22 protein-coding genes and 1 tRNA gene are annotated in these 26,614 nt (G+C 30.0%); 5 read left to right on the plus strand and 18 right to left on the minus strand.

From position 1 onward, the window contains the following. The first annotated feature begins 55 nt into the window (after positions 1–55). A complete protein-coding gene (locus KXZ80_RS13805; RefSeq protein ID WP_021431757.1) occupies positions 56–1,291 on the plus strand; it encodes an LL-diaminopimelate aminotransferase in 1,236 nt (411 codons plus the stop codon). 56 nt (positions 1,292–1,347) lie between these two features. Here the strand turns inward: KXZ80_RS13805 and KXZ80_RS13810 are convergent, their stop codons facing one another. Together KXZ80_RS13810 and KXZ80_RS13815 are read right to left on the minus strand one after the other, a co-directional pair. After that, positions 1,348–2,940, minus strand: coding sequence for a DEAD/DEAH box helicase (locus KXZ80_RS13810; protein ID WP_021431756.1), 1,593 nt, complete (start codon positions 2,938–2,940; stop codon positions 1,348–1,350). Between the two features lie 149 nt (positions 2,941–3,089). Further along, on the minus strand, positions 3,090–4,046 hold the full coding sequence (locus tag KXZ80_RS13815) for a calcium/sodium antiporter (RefSeq protein ID WP_021431755.1): 957 nt from the start codon (positions 4,044–4,046) through the stop codon (positions 3,090–3,092). Between the two features lie 279 nt (positions 4,047–4,325). On the opposite strand from KXZ80_RS13815, the gene pflB reads away from it, so the two are divergent. Then, on the plus strand, positions 4,326–6,557 hold the full coding sequence (pflB, locus tag KXZ80_RS13820; protein ID WP_021431754.1) for a formate C-acetyltransferase: 2,232 nt from the start codon (positions 4,326–4,328) through the stop codon (positions 6,555–6,557). A gap of 264 nt (positions 6,558–6,821) precedes the next feature. Continuing rightward, complete coding sequence (gene pflA, locus KXZ80_RS13825) at positions 6,822–7,556, plus strand: pyruvate formate-lyase-activating protein (protein ID WP_021431753.1); 735 nt, start codon at positions 6,822–6,824, stop codon at positions 7,554–7,556. A gap of 41 nt (positions 7,557–7,597) precedes the next feature. Here pflA and thiI read toward each other — a convergent pair whose 3' ends face one another. Beyond that, positions 7,598–8,776, minus strand: coding sequence for a tRNA uracil 4-sulfurtransferase ThiI (thiI, locus tag KXZ80_RS13830; protein ID WP_021431752.1), 1,179 nt, complete (start codon positions 8,774–8,776; stop codon positions 7,598–7,600). A gap of 16 nt (positions 8,777–8,792) precedes the next feature. Then, entirely contained in the window at positions 8,793–9,944 is a 1,152-nt protein-coding gene (locus tag KXZ80_RS13835; protein WP_021431751.1) for a cysteine desulfurase family protein, read from the minus strand. A gap of 687 nt (positions 9,945–10,631) precedes the next feature. Between KXZ80_RS13835 and KXZ80_RS13840 the strand changes: the two genes are divergently transcribed. Beyond that, a complete protein-coding gene (locus KXZ80_RS13840) occupies positions 10,632–11,627 on the plus strand; it encodes an asparaginase (RefSeq protein WP_021428513.1) in 996 nt (331 codons plus the stop codon). A gap of 43 nt (positions 11,628–11,670) precedes the next feature. Here KXZ80_RS13840 and KXZ80_RS13845 read toward each other — a convergent pair whose 3' ends face one another. Beyond that, positions 11,671–13,713 carry an ATP-dependent helicase gene (locus KXZ80_RS13845; protein ID WP_021431750.1) on the minus strand — a complete coding sequence of 681 codons (2,043 nt, stop codon included), beginning with the start codon at positions 13,711–13,713 and terminating at the stop codon, positions 11,671–11,673. Between the two features lie 77 nt (positions 13,714–13,790). Here KXZ80_RS13845 and KXZ80_RS13850 point away from each other — a divergent pair, with 77 nt between their 5' ends. Next, positions 13,791–14,696: a ribonuclease H-like domain-containing protein gene (locus tag KXZ80_RS13850; protein WP_021431749.1), complete on the plus strand. Its 906-nt coding sequence runs from the start codon at positions 13,791–13,793 to the stop codon at positions 14,694–14,696. A 53-nt stretch (positions 14,697–14,749) separates the two neighbouring features. Here the strand turns inward: KXZ80_RS13850 and KXZ80_RS13855 are convergent. The 13 genes from KXZ80_RS13855 to acsD form a co-directional block, all read right to left on the minus strand. Next, positions 14,750–14,841: transfer RNA gene (locus KXZ80_RS13855), tRNA-Ser, on the minus strand. A 112-nt stretch (positions 14,842–14,953) separates the two neighbouring features. Continuing rightward, positions 14,954–15,241, minus strand: coding sequence for a hypothetical protein (locus tag KXZ80_RS13860; RefSeq protein WP_021431748.1), 288 nt, complete (start codon positions 15,239–15,241; stop codon positions 14,954–14,956). 12 nt (positions 15,242–15,253) lie between these two features. Beyond that, positions 15,254–15,670, minus strand: coding sequence for a DUF3842 family protein (locus KXZ80_RS13865; protein WP_021428408.1), 417 nt, complete (start codon positions 15,668–15,670; stop codon positions 15,254–15,256). Positions 15,671–15,715: 45 nt separating this feature from the next. After that, the gene (locus KXZ80_RS13870) at positions 15,716–15,907 is read right to left on the minus strand and encodes a CooT family nickel-binding protein (RefSeq protein ID WP_021428376.1); all 192 of its coding nucleotides are present in this window, start codon (positions 15,905–15,907) and stop codon (positions 15,716–15,718) included. Between the two features lie 162 nt (positions 15,908–16,069). Beyond that, on the minus strand, positions 16,070–16,885 hold the full coding sequence (locus KXZ80_RS13875; RefSeq protein ID WP_021431747.1) for a lipoate--protein ligase family protein: 816 nt from the start codon (positions 16,883–16,885) through the stop codon (positions 16,070–16,072). Next, positions 16,867–17,844, minus strand: a complete 978-nt coding sequence (locus KXZ80_RS13880; RefSeq protein ID WP_021431746.1) for a radical SAM protein — start codon at positions 17,842–17,844, stop codon at positions 16,867–16,869. Before KXZ80_RS13880 ends, KXZ80_RS13875 begins: the two co-directional genes overlap by 19 nt. After that, on the minus strand, positions 17,841–18,707 hold the full coding sequence (locus tag KXZ80_RS13885) for a radical SAM superfamily protein (RefSeq protein ID WP_021431745.1): 867 nt from the start codon (positions 18,705–18,707) through the stop codon (positions 17,841–17,843). The genes KXZ80_RS13880 and KXZ80_RS13885 overlap by 4 nt, the downstream gene beginning before the upstream one ends. A 4-nt stretch (positions 18,708–18,711) precedes the next feature. Further along, positions 18,712–20,640: a corrinoid activation/regeneration protein AcsV gene (gene acsV / locus KXZ80_RS13890; protein WP_021431744.1), complete on the minus strand. Its 1,929-nt coding sequence runs from the start codon at positions 20,638–20,640 to the stop codon at positions 18,712–18,714. A gap of 171 nt (positions 20,641–20,811) precedes the next feature. Beyond that, on the minus strand, positions 20,812–21,189 hold the full coding sequence (gene gcvH, locus KXZ80_RS13895) for a glycine cleavage system protein GcvH (protein WP_021428363.1): 378 nt from the start codon (positions 21,187–21,189) through the stop codon (positions 20,812–20,814). Between the two features lie 31 nt (positions 21,190–21,220). Then, positions 21,221–23,356, minus strand: a complete 2,136-nt coding sequence (gene acsB / locus KXZ80_RS13900; protein ID WP_021431743.1) for an acetyl-CoA decarbonylase/synthase complex subunit alpha/beta — start codon at positions 23,354–23,356, stop codon at positions 21,221–21,223. 47 nt (positions 23,357–23,403) lie between these two features. Next, the gene (gene acsE / locus KXZ80_RS13905) at positions 23,404–24,216 is read right to left on the minus strand and encodes a carbon monoxide dehydrogenase/acetyl-CoA synthase methytransferase subunit (protein ID WP_021431742.1); all 813 of its coding nucleotides are present in this window, start codon (positions 24,214–24,216) and stop codon (positions 23,404–23,406) included. Between the two features lie 37 nt (positions 24,217–24,253). Then, positions 24,254–25,624, minus strand: coding sequence for an acetyl-CoA decarbonylase/synthase complex subunit gamma (gene acsC, locus KXZ80_RS13910; protein ID WP_021431741.1), 1,371 nt, complete (start codon positions 25,622–25,624; stop codon positions 24,254–24,256). A gap of 28 nt (positions 25,625–25,652) precedes the next feature. Next, positions 25,653–26,597 (minus strand): acetyl-CoA decarbonylase/synthase complex subunit delta, encoded by a 945-nt coding sequence (gene acsD / locus KXZ80_RS13915; protein WP_021431740.1) that lies wholly within the window; start codon positions 26,595–26,597, stop codon positions 25,653–25,655. Positions 26,598–26,614: the final 17 nt, after the last annotated feature.

The raw sequence follows: 26,614 nt of genomic DNA on the forward strand, positions 1-26,614 counted from the left end.
AAACTATTTATTAAAATATTATATATTATACTAAATTAGTTTTGGAGGAATAATAATGGATTTTATTGACAACAAAGTTTCTGCCCGACTTGGTGGTTCATCATTTTTTGAAAGCAATGATAAACTCTATAAATTCGAGAAAATAAAAAAAATAACAAAAGATGTTAAATCTAAATTTCCTGATGTAAAACTTATCGATATGGGAGTTGGAGAACCTGATAAAATGGCTGATAGTTCTATTGTTGATATATTGTGTGTTGAGGCTGGAAAACCTGAAAATAGGTTTTACTCAGACAATGGAATTATTGAATTTCAAGAAGCTGCTTGTAGATATTTAAACAGTCTGTATGATTTGAAAAATATAACCCCTGAAAATATAGTTCATGGAATAGGCTCTAAACCAGTACTTGCTATGATTCCACTATGTTTCATAAATCCTGGGGATATATGTCTAATGCCCTCTCCTGCATACCAAGTACTTGGAACATATTCAAAATTTTTAGGTGGTGAAATTTATAAACTTCCTTTATGTCCCGAAAATAATTTTTATCCAGATTTAGACAGCATACCTGAAGATATAAAGAAAAGATCAAAACTTTTATATTTAAATTACCCAAATAACCCTACTGGTCAAATCGCAACGAAAGAATTTTATGAGCATGCAGTTAAATTTGCAAAAGAAAATGATATTATGATTGTTTCTGATTTAGCATATGGAGCTTTAACTTATGGAGACGCTACTCCTCTTAGCATATTGAGTGTCGATGGTGCCCTTGATGTCTGTATAGAGATTCATTCTCTTTCAAAATCATTTAATATGACTGGATGGAGGTTGGCATTTGTTGTCGGTTCTAAAAAAGCTATGCAACTATATTGTGCTATAAAAGGCCATACTGACTCTGGTCAATTTAGAGCTATTCAAAAATCAGGTGCTTATGCACTCGACAACTATCATAGCTTAATAAATTTAAATAAAGAAAGATATTCAAGAAGATTTGACTTGCTAGTTGATGTTTTAAATCAAGTGGGATTTAAAACAAATAGGCCTGAGGCTGGATTTTATTCTTATGTTAAAATACCTAAAGGAATTAAAAATGGAGTTAGATTCAACAGCGCTGAAGAAGCAAGTCTTTATATCCTTTCTCATGCTTTAGTGTCTACTGTTCCTTGGGATGATTGTGGAAGTTTTTTAAGATTTTCAGTTACCTATGATGCTAATTCTTTAACTGATGAAATTAATGTTATGAATGAACTTAAAAGAAGACTTTTATCTTTAAATCTAGAGTTCTAAATCCAATATAATTAAAGGGTACCTCAATTATGAGATACCCTTTTAATATCTATATATTATTTACTTTTTCTCTTATTATTTGCTTTTTCTATATTAACTTTGTTTCCTTTTATTTTTATGTTCTTCATTTTATCAAGAACTTTTCTAGTATGTTTCTTTGGTATCTCAACAAAAGTATATTTATCATATATATCTATAGTCCCAACTAATTTACCTGGTATTCCAACTTCTCCAGCTATAGCCCCAACTATATCTTTAGCTTGAACTTTTTGTGTTCTACCTATATTGATAAATAATCTAGTCATTCCAGACTCAGCACCTGTACTATGACTTTCTTCTATTATTTCTTCTTTTGCTTGATCACCTAGAGCTAATTTAACTAAAGCAGCAGCTATATCTAAAGTATCATAATCTTCTTCTTTGCAGAAGTTTTCTAACCATTGTACTTGCTTTGTTAAATGACCTTCTTCTATAGTAGATTTTACTTGATCAAAGAATAAGCTTACTTTTTTCTCTTCAACATCTGATATTGAAGGTATGCTATGTTTTTCTAATTTAGATTTAGTGTATCTTTCTATATCTTTCATCTTTCTCATTGATTTTCCGAAAACAAAAGTGAATGATACTCCATTTCTACCAGCTCTTCCTGTTCTTCCGATTCTGTGTACATAGTACTCTTCATCTTGTGGTAAATCATAGTTAAATACAGCTTCTACATCATCAACATCTATTCCTCTAGCAGCAACATCTGTAGCAACTAAGATATCGATAGTTCCATTTCTAAACTTATCCATAACTATATCTCTTTGAGTTTGCTTTAAATCTCCATGTAGCGCATCTGCAAAATACCCTCTTGCTTGTAAATCACTAACTAATTCATCAGCACCTCTTTTTGTGTTACAAAATACTACTGATAATTTAGGGTTGTATACATCTACTAATCTGCATAATACTTCTAACTTATTAGCAGCTTTAGTTTCTATATAATATTGTTTTATATTAGGAACTGTAAGTTCTTTTCTAACTATTCTTACATGCTCAGGATTCTTTTGGAATCTCTTTGTTAAATCTAATATACCCTTAGGCATAGTAGCTGAGAAGAAAGTCGTTTGTCTATTTTCAGGAGTTTCATTTAAAATCATCTCAATGTCTTCTCTGAATCCCATATCTAGCATTTCATCCGCTTCATCTAATATAACCATTTTTACTTTATCTAACTTTAAAGTCTTACGATTTATATGGTCTATTATACGACCTGGAGTTCCTATAACGATTTGAACGCCACTCTTAAGAGACTTTATTTGTCTGTCTATAGGTTGTCCTCCATATACAGGTAAAGTTTTTATCCCGTGCATGTACTTACCTATTTTTCTTATTTCACTTGAAACTTGTATTGCTAATTCTCTTGTTGGACATAAAACTACCGCTTGTAGACTCTTGTCCTCTGGGTCTACCATATCTAATATAGGTATACTAAATGCTGCTGTTTTCCCCGTACCTGTTTGTGCTTGCCCTATAATATCTACTCCAGTAATTATTTTTGGTATTGCTTGAACTTGTATTGGAGATGGTTCCTCGAATCCCATTTCTAATACAGCTTTTTTTATGTTCTCATTTATTGGTAAATCATCGAATTTAACTATATTCATATATTATTTCCTTTCCGTTATCAATTTATATTAACTTTATCAATTATATATTTTTTTTTAATATTATGCAATTAATATTTTATCCTAATAGTAAAGATCATATTCAATTTAAAGCAAAATAGAGGGTATTTTCTAACCCTCTATTTTTTTTATTTTATATATGTAAAATATAAAACAAATAAATATAATAAATATGTAAGTATCATTAAAATCCCTTGAAGTCGATAAATTTTTTCCTTTATAATTGTAGGAACTGTTAAAATTAAAACTAATACTATCATAAATGGAAAATCTATAATTGATGTTTGTTTAAGTATGGGCGTATCATTTATAAAAGATGATATAGATATTACTGAAACTATATTTAAAATATTAGCCCCCAATATATTACCTACAGATATAGCATTATGCTTCTTTTTTATAGCCGTCAAACAAGATACTAATTCAGGAAGTGAAGTGCCTAATGCAATTACAGTTAAACTTATAACTCCTTGTGGAACTCCTATATATTCAGCTATTATTATCCCATTATCAACCAATAGTCTAGAACCTATTATCATCATAATTATCCCAGCTATAAATAAAAATCCTATTTTCAATACGTTAATTGATTTTATCTCTTTCCTCGTACTCGTATCTGATACTGATCTCATTTTAGTTTTGGGTATACTCTTATAATTGTTAATCATATAAATAAATAACATTCCCAAGAGAGCCATAGCATCTTTTCTATCTATAACTTTATCCAAACCTAATACAATTAAAATAATTATAGATATGATTAATAATGTAGCTTTTGAATTAAATGCTTTTTTATCTACTTTAAAAGGCCTTATAATTGCAACTAATCCAAGCGCTAATCCCGTATTACAAATTATAGAACCTACTGCATTTCCTAAACTCATTGTAGTATGACCTTTTATTGATGCACATACTGACACTGTCAATTCAGGAAATGTAGTTGCTAAACTAACTATAGTTGCTCCTAAAACAATTTCAGGTATATTAGTTTTTTTTCCTACAGATATAGTAGAGTCTATAAATATATCCGCACCCTTTGTTATAAGTATAAACCCTATTAAAAATAGTCCTATTGTAAATATCATTATATCCCCCCTTATTAAATAGATATTCAATCAGCTTAATTCTATATGTATAAAAAATTTTTAAATTATTCTTAAAATTTATGTTTATTCGACATTTTAACCGGGTATCATATGAACATAAGAAAATAACAGAAAAATCTATCAAAAAAGAAAAGATAGTGTAAAATTCTGTATACAAAATACTAATTCTATGTTATGATTATATTGTTTAAAAAATATCTAGCTAGATTTTATAAAATAAATATACTCAACACATATAAACTTAAGGAGGCTATCAACATGAATGCATGGCAAGGATTCAAAACTGGTAGATGGACTAAAGAAATAAACGTAAGAGAGTTCATACAATTAAACTACAAACCATATGAGGGAGATGATTCTTTCTTAGCTGGAGCAACTGAGAACACTAAAAAATTATGGAATGAAGCTATGGATCTTTTCAAAAAGGAAAGAGACAATGGTGGAACATTAGACGTAGATACTGATACTGTATCTTTAATAGATGCTTACGGTCCTGGTTATATAGACAAGGATTTAGAAACAGTAGTAGGTGTTCAAACTGACGCTCCTTTAAAGAGAGCTGCAATGCCTTTCGGTGGAATAAGAATGGTTGAAACTTCTTGTGAAGCTTACGGATACAAATTAAATCCAGAAATAAGTGAAATATTCACTAAATACAGAAAAACTCATAACCAAGGTGTATTCGATGCTTATACTCCTGACATGAGAGCTGCTAGAAGTGCTGGTATAATAACTGGTTTACCAGATGCTTACGGTAGAGGTAGAATAATAGGTGACTACAGAAGAGTTGCTCTATACGGTGTTGATAAATTAATACAAGATAAATTAGATCAAAAAGCTTCTTTAGAAGTTAGATGTATAGATGAAGAAGTTATAAGATTAAGAGAAGAATTATCTGATCAAATAAAAGCATTAGAAGCATTAAAGAGAATGGCTGCATCTTACGGATTCGACATAGCTCAACCTGCTACTAACGCAAAAGAAGCTGTTCAATGGACATACTTCGGATACTTAGGAGCTGTTAAAGATCAAAACGGAGCTGCAATGTCTTTAGGTAGAGTATCATCTTTCTTAGACATATACTTCGAAAGAGATTTAGCTGCTGGTGTATTAACTGAAGAAGAAGCTCAAGAAATAATGGACCACTTCGTTATGAAGTTAAGAATGGTTAGATTCTTAAGAACTCCTGAATACAACGATTTATTCTCTGGAGACCCAACTTGGGTAACTGAGTCTATAGGTGGTATGGGATTAGATGGTAGAACATTAGTAACTAAAAACTCATTCAGAATGTTAAATACTTTATATACTCTTGGACCATCTCCAGAGCCAAACTTAACAGTATTATGGTCTACTCAATTACCTCAAGGATTCAAAAACTTCTGTTCTAAAGTATCAATAGACACAAGTTCTGTTCAATACGAGAACGATGATTTAATGAAGCCTTACTGGGGAGATGACTACGGTATAGCTTGTTGTGTATCTGCAATGAGAATAGGTAAGCAAATGCAATTCTTCGGAGCTAGAGTTAACTTAGCTAAGACTTTACTATACGCTATAAACGGTGGTGTAGATGAGAAGAAATTCAAGCAAGTTGGACCTAGATTTGAGCCTATAACTTCTGAATACTTAGAGTACGATGAAGTTATGCAAAAATTCGATATGTTTACAGATTGGTTAGCTAACTTATATGTAAATACATTAAACGTAATACATTTCATGCATGATAAGTATTCTTATGAAGCATTAGAAATGGCTCTACATGATAGAGACGTATTCAGAACTATGGCTTGTGGTATAGCTGGTTTATCAGTATGTGCTGACTCATTATCTGCTATAAAATACGCTAAAGTTAAAACTATAAGAAATGAAGAAGGAATAGTTGTTGACTTCGCAATTGAAGGAGATTTCCCTAAATACGGAAACAACGATGACAGAGTTGACGATATAGCTGTTGAATTAGTTGAAAGCTTCATGAACAAGATAAGAAAGAACAAGACTTACAGAAATTCTTATCATACTCAATCTATACTTACTATAACTTCAAACGTTGTTTATGGTAAGAAAACTGGTAACACTCCTGACGGAAGAAGAGCTGGTGAGCCATTCGCTCCAGGAGCTAACCCAATGCACGGAAGAGATAATAGCGGTGCTTTAGCATCATTATCATCAGTTGCTAAATTACCATACGAGCATGCTCAAGATGGTATATCTAATACTTTCTCTATAGTACCAGGTGCTTTAGGAAAAGATATGGATGAAAGAGTAAACAACTTATCTTCAATGATGGATGGATACTTTGCTCAAAATGCTCATCACTTAAACGTAAACGTATTTGATAGAGCTACTTTAGAAGATGCTATGGAGCATCCAGAAAAGTACCCTCAATTAACTATAAGAGTTTCAGGATACGCTGTAAACTTCATCAAGTTAACTAGAGAGCAACAATTAGACGTTATAAACAGAACATTCCACGGAAAAATGTGCTAATTATAACTTAATATATATAAATGTAAACATATTATAACAATCAATTATCAAAGTATATTCAGAGTGCAAACCTCATCAGTTTGCACTCTTTTTTTCTAAGCACTAAATAAATTAATTAAGTATAAATTCCCATGAATTAAAAAAACTATTTAATAGACTTTATACGTTTAATGTTTTATAATAATGGGTAGAAAGTATAATGTATACAATTATTTCAGATGATAAATTTTATTAGTATAATATATAATTAACGAGGTGGATAAAATGGTAAAAGGTAGAGTTCATTCAATAGAAACATTTGGGACTGTAGATGGCCCTGGAATTAGATTTATATTATTCATGCAAGGTTGTCCTTTAAGATGTAAGTACTGTCATAATAGAGATACTTGGGATGTTAAAGGTGGAACTGAATACACTACTGATGAAATAATAGAACAAGTTAAAAAATACTCTTCTTATATGAAATTCTCTGGAGGAGGTTTAACAGTTTCTGGTGGTGAAGCTACTCTTCAACCTGAATTTTTAAAAGATTTATTTAAGAAAGCTCAAGAAAATGAAATTCATACATGCTTAGATACATCTGGTTTTGTAAATATAGATGTCATAGATCCAGTACTTGATTATACAAATTTAGTTTTACTTGATTTAAAGCATATGGTACCTGAAAAATGTAAGGATTTAGTAGGTGTTAGCATAGATAAGACATTAGAATTCGCTAAACATTTAAGCGATAGAAATATACCTGTTTGGATAAGACACGTTCTTGTTCCTGGAATAACAGATGATAGAGAAAACTTAGAACTTATGGGTAAATTCATATCAACTCTAAAAAATGTTGATAGGGTTGAATTACTTCCTTACCATACTCTAGGTGTTCATAAATGGGAAAACATGGGATTTGAATATGAGTTAAAAGATGTTCCAGATGCTACTAACGAAGATATAGAAAAAGCATCTAAAATACTAGCTGAGTTCGGTGTAATAACTCATAATAAATAATAAAAAAGGATCTATACAAAATTGTATAGATCCTTTTTTTATTAAAATTCAAATACTTCAACTTCCATATTATCGATCGCATCTTGTATTAGTTTTTCTACATCTAAAGATGATTCTGATTTCTCTATTCTATCTAATTTAGGTTTTGTTACAGGACTTTTCGGAGAAAATACTGTACAACAATCCTCTTCTGGTATAACTGATGTTTCAAATGTTCCTATTTTTTGAGCTATTTTTATTATCTCTGATTTATCCATTGCTATAAGAGGTCTAAATACAGGTAATGATACAGAAGCATTTGTACAAGTTAATCCTTGTATAGTTTGAGATGCAACTTGTCCTATACTTTCTCCTGTAACTAATGCATCACAGAATCTCATTTCTCCTACTCTTTGAGCTATTTTCATCATAAATCTTCTAGATATTATAGTCATTTCTTCTTCTTTACATGATACACCTATTGCCTTTTGTATTTCTAATATATTTACTTTATGAAGTCTAACTTTACTACAATATTTTGCTAGTATCTGAGCTAAGTCCCTTACTTTTTCTTGTGATTTTTCACTAGTAAATGGATAACTGTGGAAATGTATAGCTTCAATTTCTACTCCTCTTTTTGCAACCATCCAAGAAGCAACTGGGCTGTCTATTCCTCCAGATAATAAAGACATAGCTCTACCATTTGTTCCAACTGGAAGACCTCCATAACCTGGAACTGTATCACTATATACCATTACATGATTTTGTCTATATTCGCAGTGTATAGTTGTCTCTGGGTTTCTAACATCAACTTTTATTCTATCTTTTACATTATAAACTAAAAATCCAGCTATATCTTTACTCATTTCTTGAGAAGTTAATTCTAAACTCTTATCTCCTCTTCTTGAAGTAACTTTAAACGATTCTGAACCTGCTTCTATCTTTTCTTCTAAAAGTTGTAGTGCTAGTTGCTTTAATTTATCATAGTCTTTTTCTGCTCTTATACCTGGGCAAACTCCTACAACTCCAAATACTTTTTTGATTTCTTCTAATACTTCTTCATAGTCTTCTGCATATTCTCCTAAATCAACATATATTCTTCCATATTCTTTATATACATTAAACTTTCCTATATGCGTTAACATATTTTTCACATTTTTTATTAATTTATTTTCAAATATATATCTATTTTTTCCTTTTACACCGATTTCTCCGTACTTAACTATAGCTATATTATACAAATTTATCACCTCTTAATTATCGTCTTCTTATTATAAATCTAAGTTCTTCTACTGATTTTTTTATTATTTCACAAGCTTCATTTATTTCTTCTTCTGTTGTCATATCCGATAAGCTAAATCTTATAGCTCCGTCAATTTCTTGTGGAGTAAGCCCTATTGCATTTAAAACATGGCTTCCCTTTTTCTTTGATGAACAAGCTGATCCTGTAGATACAAATACACCCTGCTGTGCTAAATGATGAAGTAGTACCTCTCCTTTAACATCTTTAAATGATATATTTAATATGTGACATACGCCGTCCTCAGGAGAATTCACTTTAATATCATCTATATTTTCAACTATAAAATCTTTTAGTAAAACTTTTAGTTTTTCTATTTTCTCTATTTTTGAATTTAAATCTGACATTATTATATCTATAGCTTCTCCTAGTCCATATATACCAGCTACATTTTCAGTTCCAGATCTTATACCTATTTCTTGTCCTCCACCAGTTAACATAGGTTTTATTTTGTTATTTTCCTTTACGTACATAAATCCAATACCTTTTGGACCGTGTAGTTTATGTCCACTAACACTCATAAAGTCTATGTTATATCTAGATGGTTTAAAATTGATTTTAGCAAATGACTGAACTGCATCTACATGTAAATATACTTTTTCCTTTAACGTACTTAGATACTTACCCACTTCTTTTATAGGTTGTATACTTCCAATTTCATTATTTACATGCATCATACTAATTAATATAGTATTCTCTTTTATTGCATTTTTTACATCATCTATATTTACTGTTCCTTTGTCATTTACTTTTAGATAAGTAACTTCAAATCCTTGTTCTTCTAAATCTTCCATTGTTCTTAAAACCGATGGATGTTCTATGTTTGTAGTTATTATATGATTTTTTCTCTTTTTGTGAAGATTTGCAATACCTCTTATGATTGTATTATTAGCTTCTGTTCCTCCTGATGTAAATATTATTTCTTTATCTTTACATCCTATACTTCTAGCTATTTCTTGTCTTATTTTTTTTATATTTTTTTCAACTTCAACACCTTTTTTATGTACAGCTGAAGGATTTGCATAATCTGTAGTAAGTGCATATACCATTTTTTCTACTACTTTTTCATATGGCTTAGTTGTTGCACTATTATCTAAGTATATTTCCATACTAATACACCAACTTTCTTTGTATTTAATCATACTATTTATACTCTATATTATTGTCCCAATTAACTATGTAAATTATCATATAATTTTAGTGAAACTTTTACTATTATACCACTATTTTCTCTTTTTTTATATAGCAAAGCGCTATAATTACACACTTCTATTGCTCTTATTCTTTTTTTATATCTATTTTTATCGTAAATTAATGTTTTTTAAATTTTTTTGTCAAAACTATTGATTTTTCTGTCGAATCTTGGTATTATGTATACATGGTTATCCCCCTGATAACCTTAATTAAAATCTCTATTCCCAATACCCCTTTTAAATGGATGTATACATTCATTTAAATCCTACTTCTTAACGGAAAAGAAGTAGGTTTTTTTTATGTTTAAAATCAATTTTCAATTTTAATTAAATATATTTTCAAAAACTATTGATTTTTCTGTCGAATCTTGGTATTATATATACATGGTTATCCCCCTGATAACCTTAATTAAAATCTCTATTCCCAATACCCCTTTTGAACGGATAGACTTTATATCCAATGTTAAACTGACAACGGAAGTTAGTTTAACGTAAAAAGAGCTTCCCCAAGCTCTTTTTTTTATGCTCAATTCTATATTTATCTCGCTTTTTTTGGTATAATTTAATGTATATATATAATAAAAATTTTAGGGGGTCGATACTATGCAAAACAAGAAAAAAGTAGCTATAGTATTTACAGGTGGAACTATTTCCATGACTGTAGATGAAAAAATAGGCGCTGCTATACCATCTCTATCTGGGGAGCAAATAATGTCTATGGTAACTAACATAGATAAAGTTGCTGATATAGAGATATACAACTTCGATGAGATTCCAGGACCTCATATGACACCTGAGAAAATGCTTAGTTTAAGAAATTATATAAACGATATAATTTCAAAAGACGAATTTTCTGGTGTTGTTGTTACTCATGGTACAGATAGTTTAGAAGAAACTGCCTATTTCCTAGATTTAACATTAGATACACCTAAACCAGTTATAGTTACAGGTGCAATGAGAAGTAGTGATGAACTTGGATATGATGGTCCAAGCAATCTTGCTGCAGCTGTTTGTACTGCTATTTCTGATGAAGCTTATAATAAAGGTGTTTTAGTTGTTCTAAGTAATGAAGTTTTATTAGCATCTGAAGCTACTAAGACTAACACACTTACATTAAATACTTTTAAATCTTTAACTTGTGGTCCTTTAGGAATAATTGACTGTGATAAACTTGTATTATCTAGAGATATAGTTGATAGACAAACAATCTTAGTAGATAAAGTTGAGTCTGATGTTGCTCTTATAAAATCAGGTGTTGGCATGGATGATTCTTTTATAAAGTTTGCAGCTGATAAAGGATGTAAAGGTATAGTTATAGAAGCTATGGGTAGAGGAAATATACCTCCAGAAATGTTAAAAGGTGTAGAATATGCTAGAAGCAAAGATATACCTGTTGTTATAGCATCTAGATGCCATTCTGGTAGAGTTTTTGATAGCTATGGATATTTAGGTTCTGGTAGGGATTTAAGAAATCTAGGATGTATATTTGCTGGTGATTTACCTGGGCAAAAGGCTAGAATAAAGCTTATAGTTGCTTTAGGAAAAACAAATAATCTAAATGAATTAAAAGATATGTTTGAAGAAGGAATATACTATTAAATAAATAATAAAAAAGGTTATTCATATGAATAACCTTTTTTTATTATTTTCTCTCTATAATTCCATTTTTTAGGCATATTGAGTAATCTAAGTCTTTCACCCCAACCTTAAATTTAACCTCTATCATTTTGCCATCTTTCCCTATTACATTTCCTTCTCCAAATTTACTATGTAAAATCTTATCCCCAATTTTGATTGCATTTATATCTTCTTTTGTTGGCGACTTTATATTATCAATAAACCTTGAGGCAAAAACTTTTTTACCATATTTCATTTTTGGTGAGCTTATATGTAGTTCATCTTGAGCTCTAGTTATTCCTACATAAAACAATCTTCTTTCTTCCTCTATAGCTGATTTTCGTTTTTCTTCATCTTCTATATCATAAGATTTTTCATGAGGTATAGTTCCTTCATTTACGCCTATTATATATACATATGGGAATTCTAAGCCCTTTGCACTATGCATAGTCGTAAATATTACTCCCTCTGAGTTTTTGTTATTTCTATTTTCAACTATCTCAGATTTAACCTTTTCTATATGCTCTAAGTATTCATTTATAGTTTTAAAGTTGCTTGAAGAACTTTCTAGTTCATTTAAAATTTCTATTAACCCATTTGGTTTAATCTTCCTATTACTACAATAATCTAATACATATCTATCATAATCTAAACTAGTACGTATATATGAAATTGCATTCTTAGGAGATAATGTCTTTAAATAGCTTAAATCTATTTCTAAATCATTTAATGTCTTTACTTGTTTTGGATGTAATCCACCCTTATTTATTAATGCACCTATGAAGTCTCTATCCTCACTTGCAAGCTTTATACTATCTTTAGATATATATCTAAATGGTTTATTAATAATTCTTATCCAATCTTCACTCAATGTTGTATCTATCCCTAATCTTAAATACGCTAATAAATCTTTCGCAACCCAATGGTCATATATAGTTACAATTGAGTCTCTAACAACAAATGGTATATGCATATCCATAAATACATCAACTAGTGCTCTAGACTGTATATTTGTTCTATATATAACTGCAAAGTCATCATAGTTAACACAATTATCTTCACATTTGCTAATTATATCTCTAGCTATAAATTTTGCTTCTTCTTCTGAGTCTTCAGTTTTTATATAATTTACACTTCCTTTTTCTTCTCTATCACACTTAATTACTTTTTCGTATCTATTTTCATTAAATTGAATAAGCTTATTTGCAGTATCTGTTATACCTTGTTTTGATCTATAATTTATATCAAGAACATATTTCTTACTATTTTCAAAGTATCTTTCAAACTCTAATAAAAAGTCTGGTCTCGATCCTCTAAATCCATATATACTTTGATCTTCATCACCTACAACAAATATATTGTTGTTTGGACTTGCTATTAACTTTATAACTTCAAATTGCACTTTATTTATATCTTGGAATTCATCCACTAAAATATATCTATACGCATTTCTGACTCTTTCTAACACTCTTTTATTATTTTTTAATAAGTGATAAGTCTTTATAAGCATATCATCAAAATCTATCTTTTTAATACTTTCCTTATAATCCTCGTACATATTATAAGCTTTTATAAATTCATCCTTTGAAAGTATTTCTGGATCAAAATCTAATTTATCCATTAACTCGTTTTTGACATAAGAAATTTCATTTATAACATTTAAGATTGTATCATCATCTTCTGCATTTTCTATATTTAAATTTTTTAAGATTCCTCTTATAGCAAATTTTTTATTCTTTTCATCTAATATACAATCCAGCTCGTACTTTTCAAAGAATCTAAGTATTCTAAAGAAAACTGAATGAAATGTACCATAACTAACTTTATTTAATCTAACATCATGACTTAAGCTTAGCGCTCTATTTTTCATTTCTGTTGATGAAGCTTTTGTAAAACTAATAGCTAAAATATTTTTAGGATTTATATTATTATTTAAAACCATATTAACTATTCTATACGTTATAACTCTTGTCTTACCTGAACCTGGACCAGCTAAAACCATACAAGGTCCATCTATATGCATTACTGCGTTTTTTTGATTACTATTTAATCCATTTATATCTATCATCATTTATCACCTTGAACTATCTTTATATTATTTTATAATTAATATTATATACTATATTCACAAAAAGGAGTAAACCTATGGAAGTTATTACTAAGACTATAGATAATTTAATTGATATACCAAAAAATCATTTCGTATTCGATATAGAAACCACAGGACTTAGTCCTAAATACTGTAAAGTAATATTAATAGGGGTTTTATACAATTTAAATAACAAAACTATAATTAAACAATATTTTGCTGAATCTGAAGAAGAAGAAAAAGATTTACTTTTAAAATTTATTAATGATATAAAAACTTTTGATCATCACATAACATTTAATGGAGTATCTTTTGATATCCCTTTTTTAAACTCAAGATTTAATTCTAATGATATTGATTTTTCCATAGATAAATGTGATGATATTGATATTTTAAGAATTGTAAAACCATTTAAAGAAAAACTATCTTTATCTGATTGTAAACTAAAAACAATAGAAAAATACATGGGCATACAACGAGAAGATACTATATGTGGAAAAGAAAGTGTTGAGTTATATAAAAATTTTGTAATTAGTAAAGATGTTAGTTTAAAAGAAAAAATACTATTACATAATTACGAAGATATTTATTACTTAGGAAAAATATATAACATAAAAAACATAATAGATGAAAATTTGGATTACATAGATATAAATATAAACAATTTAAATTATAAAGTTCTTTTGAGTAAATATAAAATTACAAAGTCTGTTTTGCATTTAGATTTTATATCTAGAAAAAAATTTGAACTTCCATTAAATATATTTAGAGATACTTATACTATTTCTACGAAAGAAAATATATTGAACATATTTATAAATCTTAATAAGGGCATCGATAGCAATGGAAATACAATATTTTTTTATAAATTAGGGTCTATAATTCCCATAAAGTTTAATAATGATTTTATAGTCGACAATATTAACGCCTTATCTAAATTTTTAATTTCTAAAGAATTATAAATATCATCTTTGTTGGTAAAAAAAAGAACTGTTGAAATATCAACAGTTCTTACTGGCGGAGAAGGAGGGATTCGAACCCTCGCACCGGTTAACCCAGCCTAATCCCTTAGCAGGGGATCCTCTTGAGCCACTTGAGTACTTCTCCGTATTCATTTTTACTATACTATGATTATATAAGGTTTTTTTTTTGATGTCAACGTTTTTTACAAATTTTTTTGATTTGATATAAAAATAAGGAGATTAACTCCTTATTTTGCTTACATATTCTTTTTAGCTTCTAATAGCATTTCATTTGATTTTTTTAAGTAATCAATTGCTTGTTCAATATTTTTAGCAGTTTCTTCTTTTCCCATTTCTCTAGCTTTTTCTGCCCACTCTCTAAATCCTTCTTCATGAGATTCATTGTGATTTACCCAATGAACAAGAAGTATGTTAAGAGTTTTTTCATCTTTATTTTCAGCTACAGCTGCACCTGAATGTTCTATATGCTCATGATCATGGTCGTGACCATGGTGGTTTCTTACACTAGTTTTATTAAATAGCATTTATAATCCCCCTTATTTTATATTAAATTCTTTTTTTATCACTTTCACTGCATCCTTTATCAACAGTGATAATGGTTTTCCTTCTAATCCCACCATTTCTACATCTTCTGGCATTATAGGAAGTAATATTTTTAAAGCTTCACTATCTGATATCGCTTCACTAATTCTAGCGGTTACTTCACCCATCATTGCATTTGGTATAACTGCAGATACTGGCGCAACTACTATACTAGCTTTTTTTGTTGAAACTATTATAGCGTTCTCTCCTGTAGCACCTTTATTAGCGTGTGCTTTCATCATTGAACTTGTTGCTATTGAGTTTGTCCCTAGTGCGTATATTTCTATGTACGATGGAAGTTCATCTCTAAGAGCTGACACAACTTGAGCTCCTATTCCGCCTCCCATTCCATCTATAACTGCTATTATCATATTTTCTTCCCCTCAATTACATTTTTATGTAAATTAAAATTTGATTTATACTGATTCTTTGATTATTATTTTATGATCCATAAGTCTTATTTCTTTTATTTCCCCATCGATTATTTTTTGCTCTCCTAGTAAATCTGTTAAATATACTTTTCCTTCGTATGGGTCTACACTAACCACATTATCCATTACTCTTTCAAGATTGTTGTTTTTTAACACATAAGCTGCTGATTCACACATAACATAATCCCCCTTAGTATATTAATTTTATACTCAATCAAAAAAAGATTCCTCCAAGGTATTTCAAAACCCTTAAAGAAATCTTCATGATTTCAAATAACTTTGTATATTTTGAGTATAACACCAAATTTTGGTTAAAGTCAATTCCTTTACTTATATAAATTATCTTTTATTTGTATACTCATCTGAAGCGTATTTACTATATAAACGCTTGGCTAAATCTAATTCATACTCCGTTAGCTCTCCTTCTTCGAACTCAACGTTAAAAGTCTTTGCCATTCCTCTTACAATGGATTTTTCGAGACTGTTTATATCTATTTTTCTTCTTATTTCATTTTCAATACCACTTGCCTTACTTAACGTAAATTTCTTTGCTCTTTCTTTTATTTCTGGAGATTTTGTTTTTATAATTTCATACAAATCATCTATATTGAAATCCAATACAATAGACCCGTGTTGTAATATAACTCCATCGTGTCTATGTTGTGCGCTTCCTACAACTTTTTTATCATTTATAGTTATTTCATATGAAGCATGAGCATTAAAACACGCAGCTGAAAGCTTCTCTCTACTGATTCTTTCTCCCTTGCTTAAATTATCAACATCTATACCTTCAAGCTTTAGACCATTTGCTATTCCTTCACTTATAAACTTATATGAACTATTTATACTCTTATCCATCAGTTCATTGTCTTCTCCTACAATTATAGAATAAGTTAACTCATTTTGATGTAATACAGCTCTTCCACCTGTAGCTCTTCTTACACAGTCTATATTTAATTTTTTGCATTTTTCTATATCTACTTCACTTTCAAGCTTTTGAAAATATCCTATAGTTAAACAACTAGGATTCCAAGAATAAAATCTTAGTGTAGGCTTACATTTTCCTTCTTTATATGAAATAGTAATAGCTTCGTCTATAGCCATATTCATTGCGCCATCATAAGTTTTGTTTTTTATTACTCTCCACTTTTGCATAATTTTGATTCCCCTATATCTAAGTTAATTTCTTTAATTGCTAGTTTAATTTCTTCTTTGCTTAATTTTCTTGAATAATTATATATTGTATGTCCTGGTCTCTCATTATAATATGGTCTATTACAATTCTTACATCCTTTTATTTCAAATGGCTTTCCTTTTAATATATCCATCTTTATATATTCATCCATTTCTATCTCTTCTAGATACCCATCTAATCCAAATTTAAAGTAATCTCCATTATATCCTTTATCCATCATATACGTCATAAGTTGAACTCTTCTATAACTCTCTATACTAGGTTGTCTTACATCTTCCATTTTAGTTCCCTTTACAGGTGTAAATGCAAATAAACTAATTGTTATATTGTAACCTTTCAGAGTTTTATATAAATCATATATATCTTTGTGGCTCTCCCCTAATCCTACAATTATATGTGTACTAATTCTATTTGGATATATAAGTCCTGCTTCTTTTATAAACTCTATTTTTTTATCAAAGTTAGTTCCTTTTATCTTCTCATACAATTCCTTATTTGCAGCATCTATAGCTATACCTATTTTTTCAACTCCTAGTTCAAAGAACTTTTCAATTTCATCCATATCTTCTAACTTAGCTGATAAGGATATAGGTATATTTAAATTAGCATTAACATATTTGATAAATTTACTTACTTCATTAAGAGATTCTTCACTATCCATGGATTGTAAGCATATTCTTTTTATATTTTCTCCTTCATAGTTTTTAAAAGCATCTAAAATTTCTTCTTTTGTATATTCTGGCCATAAAACCCTAGACAGCTTATCTTTTCTACTATTACTTTCAATGGACTGTGAACAAAATGAACATCGATTATTGCATTGATTTCCTATCATTATATAAGCAGTAGTAGGAGGTATGTCGCTTTGGCCTCTTTTTATACCAAGTTCTATTGCAGTTCCAATAGACAATCTAATCATAATATGCAACACTCCTTACTCTCTTTAATATCTAACTTCATTTCAAGTGCTAAGTTTTTACATGATCTTGATGGTAATACAATTTTATTTATTCCACATTCTATCGCTAATTTATCTAAGTCGCTTCTATATTTACCCCTAGGTCTCATACACCCTAAATTTATTTTAGTTTGTGGAAGCCTTATTCTCGCTTCACACAATACATCTATAACTTCATCTAAATTAGGGGGATCTACATTTTCATAATCAGTATTTTTTGTAGGTATCAAAACTATAAAAGTTAACTGATCTGGCTGATTTTTCTCAAGATAGTCTATAATCTCATATTCCCCTTTTACTTTTCCACCCTTTAACCCTATACATATATGCGGAGCTACCTTTGTGTATTTTTTTATATATTCATATGTAGCTATGTATTCTTCTCTACTTTTATTAATTTTGTATACTTCTTTTATAGTATCCTCATCAAATACAAGGTCAAATGATACATAGTCTAAAAAACTGCAGACCAAGTCTATATTTTCTTTATTCATAAGTCCTATATGTGAGTTTAATTTATATCCATTTTGTTTTAACTCTTTTATAGTTTCTATATGAGTATCTATAGGAACATCTCCATCTTGGCTACATCCACCACTTAATAATATGCTGGTTATATTTCTCTTTTTTATATCTTTTTCATATTCATCTATAGGTGTCATGTTTTTTAAATAGTGACCATTGCAATGAGCACATCCTAGACTACAGTTTGTATCTGTTATGCTCACTGCTAAGGTTTGGATTGGATATGCAAACTCAATATTATTTCCGAAGTTTTTAACTTTTGTATCATATGCTAAATTAATTTTTCGATTTAAATTCATAGATTTATTCTCCTAATATATTTTTAACTGAAGGAAATTGTTCTATATTTGTATGAGGTAAAAAACAAGCAGATATAAATTCGTCCATATATGTAGGATATACACTTAACTCCACATATGTTAATTGATCTCCTATTTCTTCTAACTTATCTTTCGCATCATTACTTATTAAGGTTAAGTAAGAACCTATAAGAGAGCTATTACCTATGTAGGCAAATTTATCTCTGTCTATGTCTGGTAATAGACCTATCATAATAGAATTTTCTATATCTAAGCTATTTCCTATACCTCCTGCAATTAAAACTTTATCTATTTCGATAAAATCCATGCCTAAACTTTCTATAAGTATAGATGCCCCTGAATATATAGCTCCTTTTGCCCTTATAAAGTTATCTATATCTACTTCATTTACACTTATATCATTTTCTATATTGTACTCTTCCTTAAATGCAAGTACATATTCTCCTATATCATGTTCATTAAATCTTATACGTTTATTTTTTAGTTCTTTATTAATCTTACCTCTTCTATCAACAATTCCACTTATCATCATTTTGCATATAATATCTATTATTCCTGAACCACAAACGCCAACTGGATTACAATCTCCAATAATTTTCAACTTAGGATCTAAAGTGTTTTTATCTATATCAACTTTCTCTATAGCTCCATTTGAAGCTCTCATACCACAACTTATTCCTCCACCTTCAAACGCAGGACCTGCTGAGCATGCACAAGTCATCATATAGTCTTTATTTCCAAATACAATCTCTCCATTAGTTCCTAAGTCTATAAACAATACATTTTCTTCGCTAGCCCATATTCCAGCAGATAACACACCTGCTGTTATATCTCCACCAACATAACTAGCTACAGATGGTGCTAGATATACAGTAACATCTTTATTTATATTTAATCCTATATCATGAGCACTTAAATTTGGAGATTTTACAAATGGAGGTATATAAGGTTCTTGTCTTAAAAAATCCGCATGTACTCCTAAAAATAAGCTACTCATTGTCGTATTCCCTGCAACTACAAAATAGCTTATATACTCTTTATCAATTTTATTTTTATTACATAATTTTTCTATTAGTGGATTTATAGTTTCTTCTACTATTGCATGTTGTAAAAGTTTAATTCCATCCTTTTTAGTTGAATATATTATCCTATTTATTACATCTGCTCCATATTTAATTTGCGCATTTCCTGATGACTCTTTTCCTATAATCTCATTATTTTTTAAATTAACTAAACAAACTACAACTGATGTAGTTCCTATATCAACAGCTATTCCATAAAATTCATCTTCTGTATTTCCAGTATTAATATCAATCAAATAAACAATGTTATTTTTAAGTTCATAAGTTATAGTTACCTTAAAATTATTATTTCTAATTACTAAAGGGATTTTCCTAAGTAAATTCAAACTAAACTCTATATTTTCATATCCAAAATTATTTCTAATATGTCTTTGAATTCTATCTATATCACTTATATTATCATCTAAATTTGGCTCATCTAACTCTATATATTTTTTAAATGTTTTTTTATTAAAATCTAATGAATTATCCTTTAATATGTTGATTGCTTTATCAAATATTTTTTTATCTTTATTGTTATCACTGCCTTCAATTTTCATTTCATTCATAGATGTTGAAAGTTTTGAAGGAACTTCAATTTCTATATCTTCAATGACCTTACTTGCACACGAAAGAATATACCCTTGCTTCTTTTCTTCTTCATTTATATGTATATTCATTTTAGAATCTACTTTACCATTTTTTAGTTTTACTTTACACTTTCCACATACCATACTTCCATTGCAAGGAGCATCGATAAATATATTATTTTCTCTAAGAACCTCTAGCAAATTATCCTCTTTGTTACATTCAATCTCTTTTTTATGAGACAATATTTTTACTTTAACCATGCTAATCCCCCTTATTTAAAGTCACTAAGTTACAAAGTTATCCCCTAAATATATATTCTATGTAAACAATCATATTACCTTGATTTTTGTTTTATTTTTATCAAATTTTAAAATCAAAAAAGCTGTTCCAAGATCAATTGATTTTACAATTTCACTTGAAACAGCTTTTTGTTATTCCTCTATACTAGCTTCATATCCATCAGAGTTTATTAAACTATCTAACTCTTCTGGATCTGACATTTTTATTTTTATTATCCATGCATCATAAGCATCTTCATTTATAGCTTCTGGCTCATCTTCTAAATCTTCATTTATTTGTACAACTTCTCCAGATATAGGAGCTATTAAATCAGAAGCAACTTTTGATGATTCTACAACTCCAAAGTCACTACCTTTAGTTAATTCATCCTCTACTTCAGGCATCTCAACAAATAATATTTCACCTAATTGATCTTGAGCATAATCTGTTATTCCTATATAAGCATATTCTCCATCTACTTTTACCCATGTATGCTCTTTACAGTATTTTAAACTTGGTATAACTTTCATTGTTTCACTCCTCAAATTTTATAAGATAATATTACATCACACATTCCATGCTTAAAGCTGGATGACCTTTTTCTTCTAGGTATGCTAATACACCTTCAGAATCTGTAGATATAGTTTCATCACAAATCATATCTGTGAAGTTTTCTATTCCATGTAATTCCATCATTGCAGCATTTAACTTATCTGCAACATAGTCTTTTAATTCTTTAGGCATCCATACTATTCTAGATGGTCCGCCTTCTGCATAAGCAAATTTCTTAGAAGATATAAATTGTCTTCCGTGACCCATAAATCCTGGAGTTTGAACTCCTCCACCTGTCATTGAAGCAAGTTCTCCAAATGTCATACCAACAGGAGTCATTCCTGCAAATTCTCTATTTACTATAACAAATCCGTTAGCTTCTGGCATTATACCGCATATACATTCAAAACATCCACATGAAGTCATTGGATCTTCTAATATAGAGTATAATGTAACACTTTCAACCGCACCTTGAGATATAGCACTTACTTCATCATTTACTGATTGCCATACACCTTTTAAGTCATCTAAGCATTCACCTTTTATTATAGGTTGGCATGGTCCTGTTTTATCAAGTTCTTTTGTTGCTTTTGCATCTAGCCAACTAACAGCTCCACAAAGACCTAGTCTTTCAGGTGTTACAACACAAACATGTGCAGGTGCAAATGACTGACATAAATTACAAGTATAGAATTCATCAACACTTTCATCTACTAGAGAAGCTAATCTTTCATCTCTAGCAGTATATCTAGGAGTTGCATACTCTGATTTTAATTTAGCTACTTCTTCCGCATCTGTTATTAAAGTAACTTGACACTTATCAACTACTGATTCAAACTCATCTAGCATCTTAGCATATATAACTTCTCCTATATGCTTTAGTCTAAATCCTTTTTCAACAGCATCTTTAGAGATTCTTACCCAAGTTATATCTCTTTGCCCAACATGCATTACACCTTCTATATAGTTTAAGAAGTAGTGTAATCTTCTTTCTAAAACTGGTTCAAAGTCTTCTTGCATATTCTTACCAGCTATATCAACTATAACTGCAAGAGGCAATCTTACAACTCCATTTACAGCTTCAACTTGATCTATATCACTACCTATAATTTCTATCTTGTGATCCTCAACTTCAGATAGCTCTTTCTTTCTAACTAACTCCCAAGCTTCTGTTCTGTTTCCACCAAATTCAGCAAGCATATCATTTTTTCTTATTCTTTCACCTTCAAATGCTGCTGCAAAAGAAACTGGTATTGGTATTTCAGTTATTTTTATTTTTATTCCTCTAGCTTCTAGAGATGTTGCTACAAACTTATCGTAATCTTTTTGAGTTAATAAGTTCATTGGAACTTCTAACACATCTTGATCTGTTATAACTGGGAACCCTAAAGCTATTGCTCCTGCTCCACAAGATACAACTAAATCAGTCAATGGTCCAAATGCATTTACAAATGCGGGAACTCTCTTAGCTGTATATTCTAGTAATCCAGTTAAATCGCCAGGAGCTAATCCTCCAAATATTAGTGCCGCTCTTATAGCAACTGATACAACATGTATTACGCTTGTTACATCATATCCTAGAGGTATAACTCTAAGCTCTAGACCCATTTTCACTCCAGCCTCAATAGCCTGATCTATAACTTTACCAACTAAGAATGTCAATAATCCTTTAGATTGATAGTCTTTTATTATCTTAGCTGCAGTTTCTGCATCTGGACATTCTCCAAGTACAACCGCAACCCCTGGTATATCTCCTGTAACTAATGGCACTCCAAGAGATCTTATTATAGGGTCTGTTATATGCCCTGCACATGGCTCACTATATGGAGCATCACTCATTGAGTATTTTATAGCTTCTATTACTTCTGCTGCTAAAGCTGTTGCTAATCCTGAATTAAATACATGTTCTAATAAATGAGTTTTATTTATTAAACTTTCAATAATTTCTAGTGCAGCTTCTAAATCTCCTAAATTATTAATTTTCTTTCCTGTTGCAGCATATATGCAAGGAAGCGAATATGCCGTATCTGGGAATTCAACTTTATGGTCTTTACCATGTTTTTCTATAGCTTCATTAAGCAATCCTTTTGCAGCTTCTAATGCCTGCTCGGATCCATTAAAAACAGTACTGTACAAATTTTTCACTCTATTTCCCCCTTTTATATCTATACTATATATAAAATAAATGCTTACTATACGTTATATGCAAATCCACCTTCATTTAATTCTAAATATGAGTCTGCATAAAGACTAGAATTTCTTATTATGTCACAAGATTTTATAGTTCTCATTAATTCTTCATCACATGGGTTTACTATAGCAGAGCTAAATCCATTTGCCATAGCCATAGCTGCGAATGCACTATCTAATATAGGTCTTACATGTTTAGGACATCCATTTGAAACATTTGATAACCCTCCAGTTGTTAAAAGTCCCATTTCAGTCATCATTTTTATAGCTTCTAAAACTTCCATTTGTTTGTCTTGCATTCCTTTTATAACTAAGCATAGTGGGTCAAATAACATATCTTCTGGCTCTAATCCTGCCATTAATCCTCTTTCTAATAATTCTTGGCAGTATGCCATACGCTCATCATTATCTCTAGGTATACCTTCTTTGGCACATAAAGCTATAACTTTAGCTTGATATTCCCCTGCTAAATCTATTAGCTCTATTCTTCCACCAGCATCAGCTGAGTTTATTATAGGTTTACCATTATCTCTGTTATAAACTTTAAGTCCGGCTTCTATAGCGTTTCTATTTGCAGTATCTAAAGCTAATGGTACATTGTTAAATTCTGATTGAAGTAGTTGAACACCCCAAGTCATTATATCTGCTCCATCTCTTTCAGCTGGCCCTATATTGAAATCTATGTAATGAGCTCCAGCGTCTAATTGTTCTTTAGCTCTTTTTAGTATTGGAGCTGGGTCTCTCTCTTCTAAAGCTTTTCTTATTGATGGCGATATACAGTGTATTCTTTCTCCTATTATCATAAATTTTTCCATGTGATTTGTTCCCCCTATTAACTATAGTTTATTGAATTTAAGCCATAGCAGTTTCTTTATTGGCTTTATATTCTCTTAAGAATTTTGGTAATTCCATTGATTCCTCTGTTCCAATTACTACATTCCATCCTGGTAAATTATCTTCTATATCTCCTTTTAATACTGCTACTTTACCTGGTATTATTAAATCTCTATTCTTAGTTTTTTCAGCTACTCCTATTTCTTTTATAAAGTTAGCTATAGAACTTCCTCCAAACTTACCTGCCGCCCATGCAGTTAAAACTGAATATCCTCCTGCATCTGGTATCGCTAACCATACAGGTACTTTAGATCTTTCTATTTCTCCTGCTATTATGAAGTAAGTTAATGCAAAGTCAACTGTAACTAAAACTGGTGAATTTTCATCTGGATTGTTTATAGGATATAGTTTAGTTTCTACTCTCATTGGTCTTTGTGGATCTGTGTATATATTTTGTCTAAGTGCAAATAAAGGTAAAGCTTTTGCATAATTTATATCATCTAATACTATTATAGATCCATATTTAACCGTGAATATTGAAGATATAGCAACTTCCATATTAGGATCATTTTTAGCTAATTTATTTGCAAATACTAGTGATGGGTATCCAAATGTTCTATCTTGTTCTTTTAAAGATATTCTTCTTATTTGAACTACATTTGTAAATGTGTCTTTCATTGTTTCTCCTGTTGCATCTAATAACAATTCTTTATATCCTAAAGCTTGTATAGCTTCTGTTGTAGCATATAATTCTTCTAAATTGGATGCATTTACACCTAATACTAACTTATCATTTTTAACTACTTCAACCATCTCTTTGTAGTTATCTTTATTTGCTCCATAAACTACTGGATTTTCGCCTTTTAATAATTCTACAGCTTCCTTAGCTACTTGAGCATCTTCACATATTATCATGTATGCTAAAGTTAAATTACTTTGTTTAACTTTGTTTATTAAATTTAAATATGATTCTTTATTTGAATTATATCTTAAAGCCGCTATCTCTACTTTCATTTCTTCGCCTATTCTTATGTAGTTTACAGCTTTTATATTTTCTAATTTAGAATTTATTTCATCTTCTGTCATGCAGTCACAAAATTCTACTGCAAATCTATTTTTATTTAAGAAAGTTTTTTCATGTCTAAATAATACAGTTTCTCCACCTAAATCATATTGAGCTTCTCCTGCTCCAATTTTTAAACTTTTCATAAGTGGAGCAGTAGCTTCTGATAATTTATCTAAAGCTTCCTGAGCCATATGAGGGCATTTTCCTATTTCACACGCCCCTGATGCAACCTTCATACAAAACGCCATACAAGTTGGAAAACCACAATCTTTACAATTTTTCTTTGGTGTTAATTTAAATATATCTAAAGCTTTTAAAGCCATATTATTCTCCCCCTAACCTTTTAACTTATTATGCTAATTCGCTAATTAAAGTTTTTATAGTTTCTACAGATTTTGGATGACGAAGCACTACTGCATTTGATCCTCCAGCTAAAGCACTTGACGCTGTTGAAATTTCCATAGATATTCCTCTTTCTTCTGGGCAACCCCATGCTGGTTCATCTTCTATACTTGCAACAGACTCTTTTACATTCCAACTTTCAAAACAAACCGGTGTTATTATTGGCATTTGTAATGTTTTATCATTTTGACCAAGTGCCGCAAGTCTAATTCTATCCATTGTAGATGCAACATATTCATATCCATATCCAGCTGCTGAACATCCAACGTTCATAACTATATTTTCTTGCTTAACTCCTAATTGAGTTAGTAAAACATTTAATTGTTTAGCTAAGTTTATATCAACTGAAGATTCAGCTCCTACTTTATGACCATAAGCCATTCCAGCTGCAGCCCCTACTCCTTTATAGTTTTCTTCTGTAGCTGACATAAATAAGCAATTATATCCATCTACAGCTTGAGCTACTTTTTCAAATACCTTTGCATCTTTTTCATGATTTCCACATCCTGCTATTACTATTGGCAATGCTACATTTTCTAAAACTTTTTTAGCAACTTCTGCACATTCTTCAGGAGTTTTGTCTAATCCATTAGGATCTGCACCCTCTAATCTTAAACATATAAAATCAGGTTCTATTTTTTCTTCTATATACTTAGCCCATTTAACACTATCATTAGCTACATCTTCATATAAGTTTTTAATTTCACTAGTCCAGTTTTCTGGATATACATCTAGCATTTCTACACCAATTTTTTGTGTATTTGCTTGATCTCCATCAAAGTTATAAAAAGGAAGTATGTTTTCTCCTCCTATTTTTATAGCTCTTTCCCCTGAACCTATTTCAACCTCTGATATTTTCCCAGAGTATTTTTGAACAGACATCTTAAATGCCATATTTTTTTCCCCCTTAG

It is taken from the genome of Paraclostridium bifermentans (assembly GCF_019916025.1).
Classification (GTDB): Bacteria; Bacillota; Clostridia; order Peptostreptococcales; family Peptostreptococcaceae; genus Paraclostridium; species Paraclostridium bifermentans.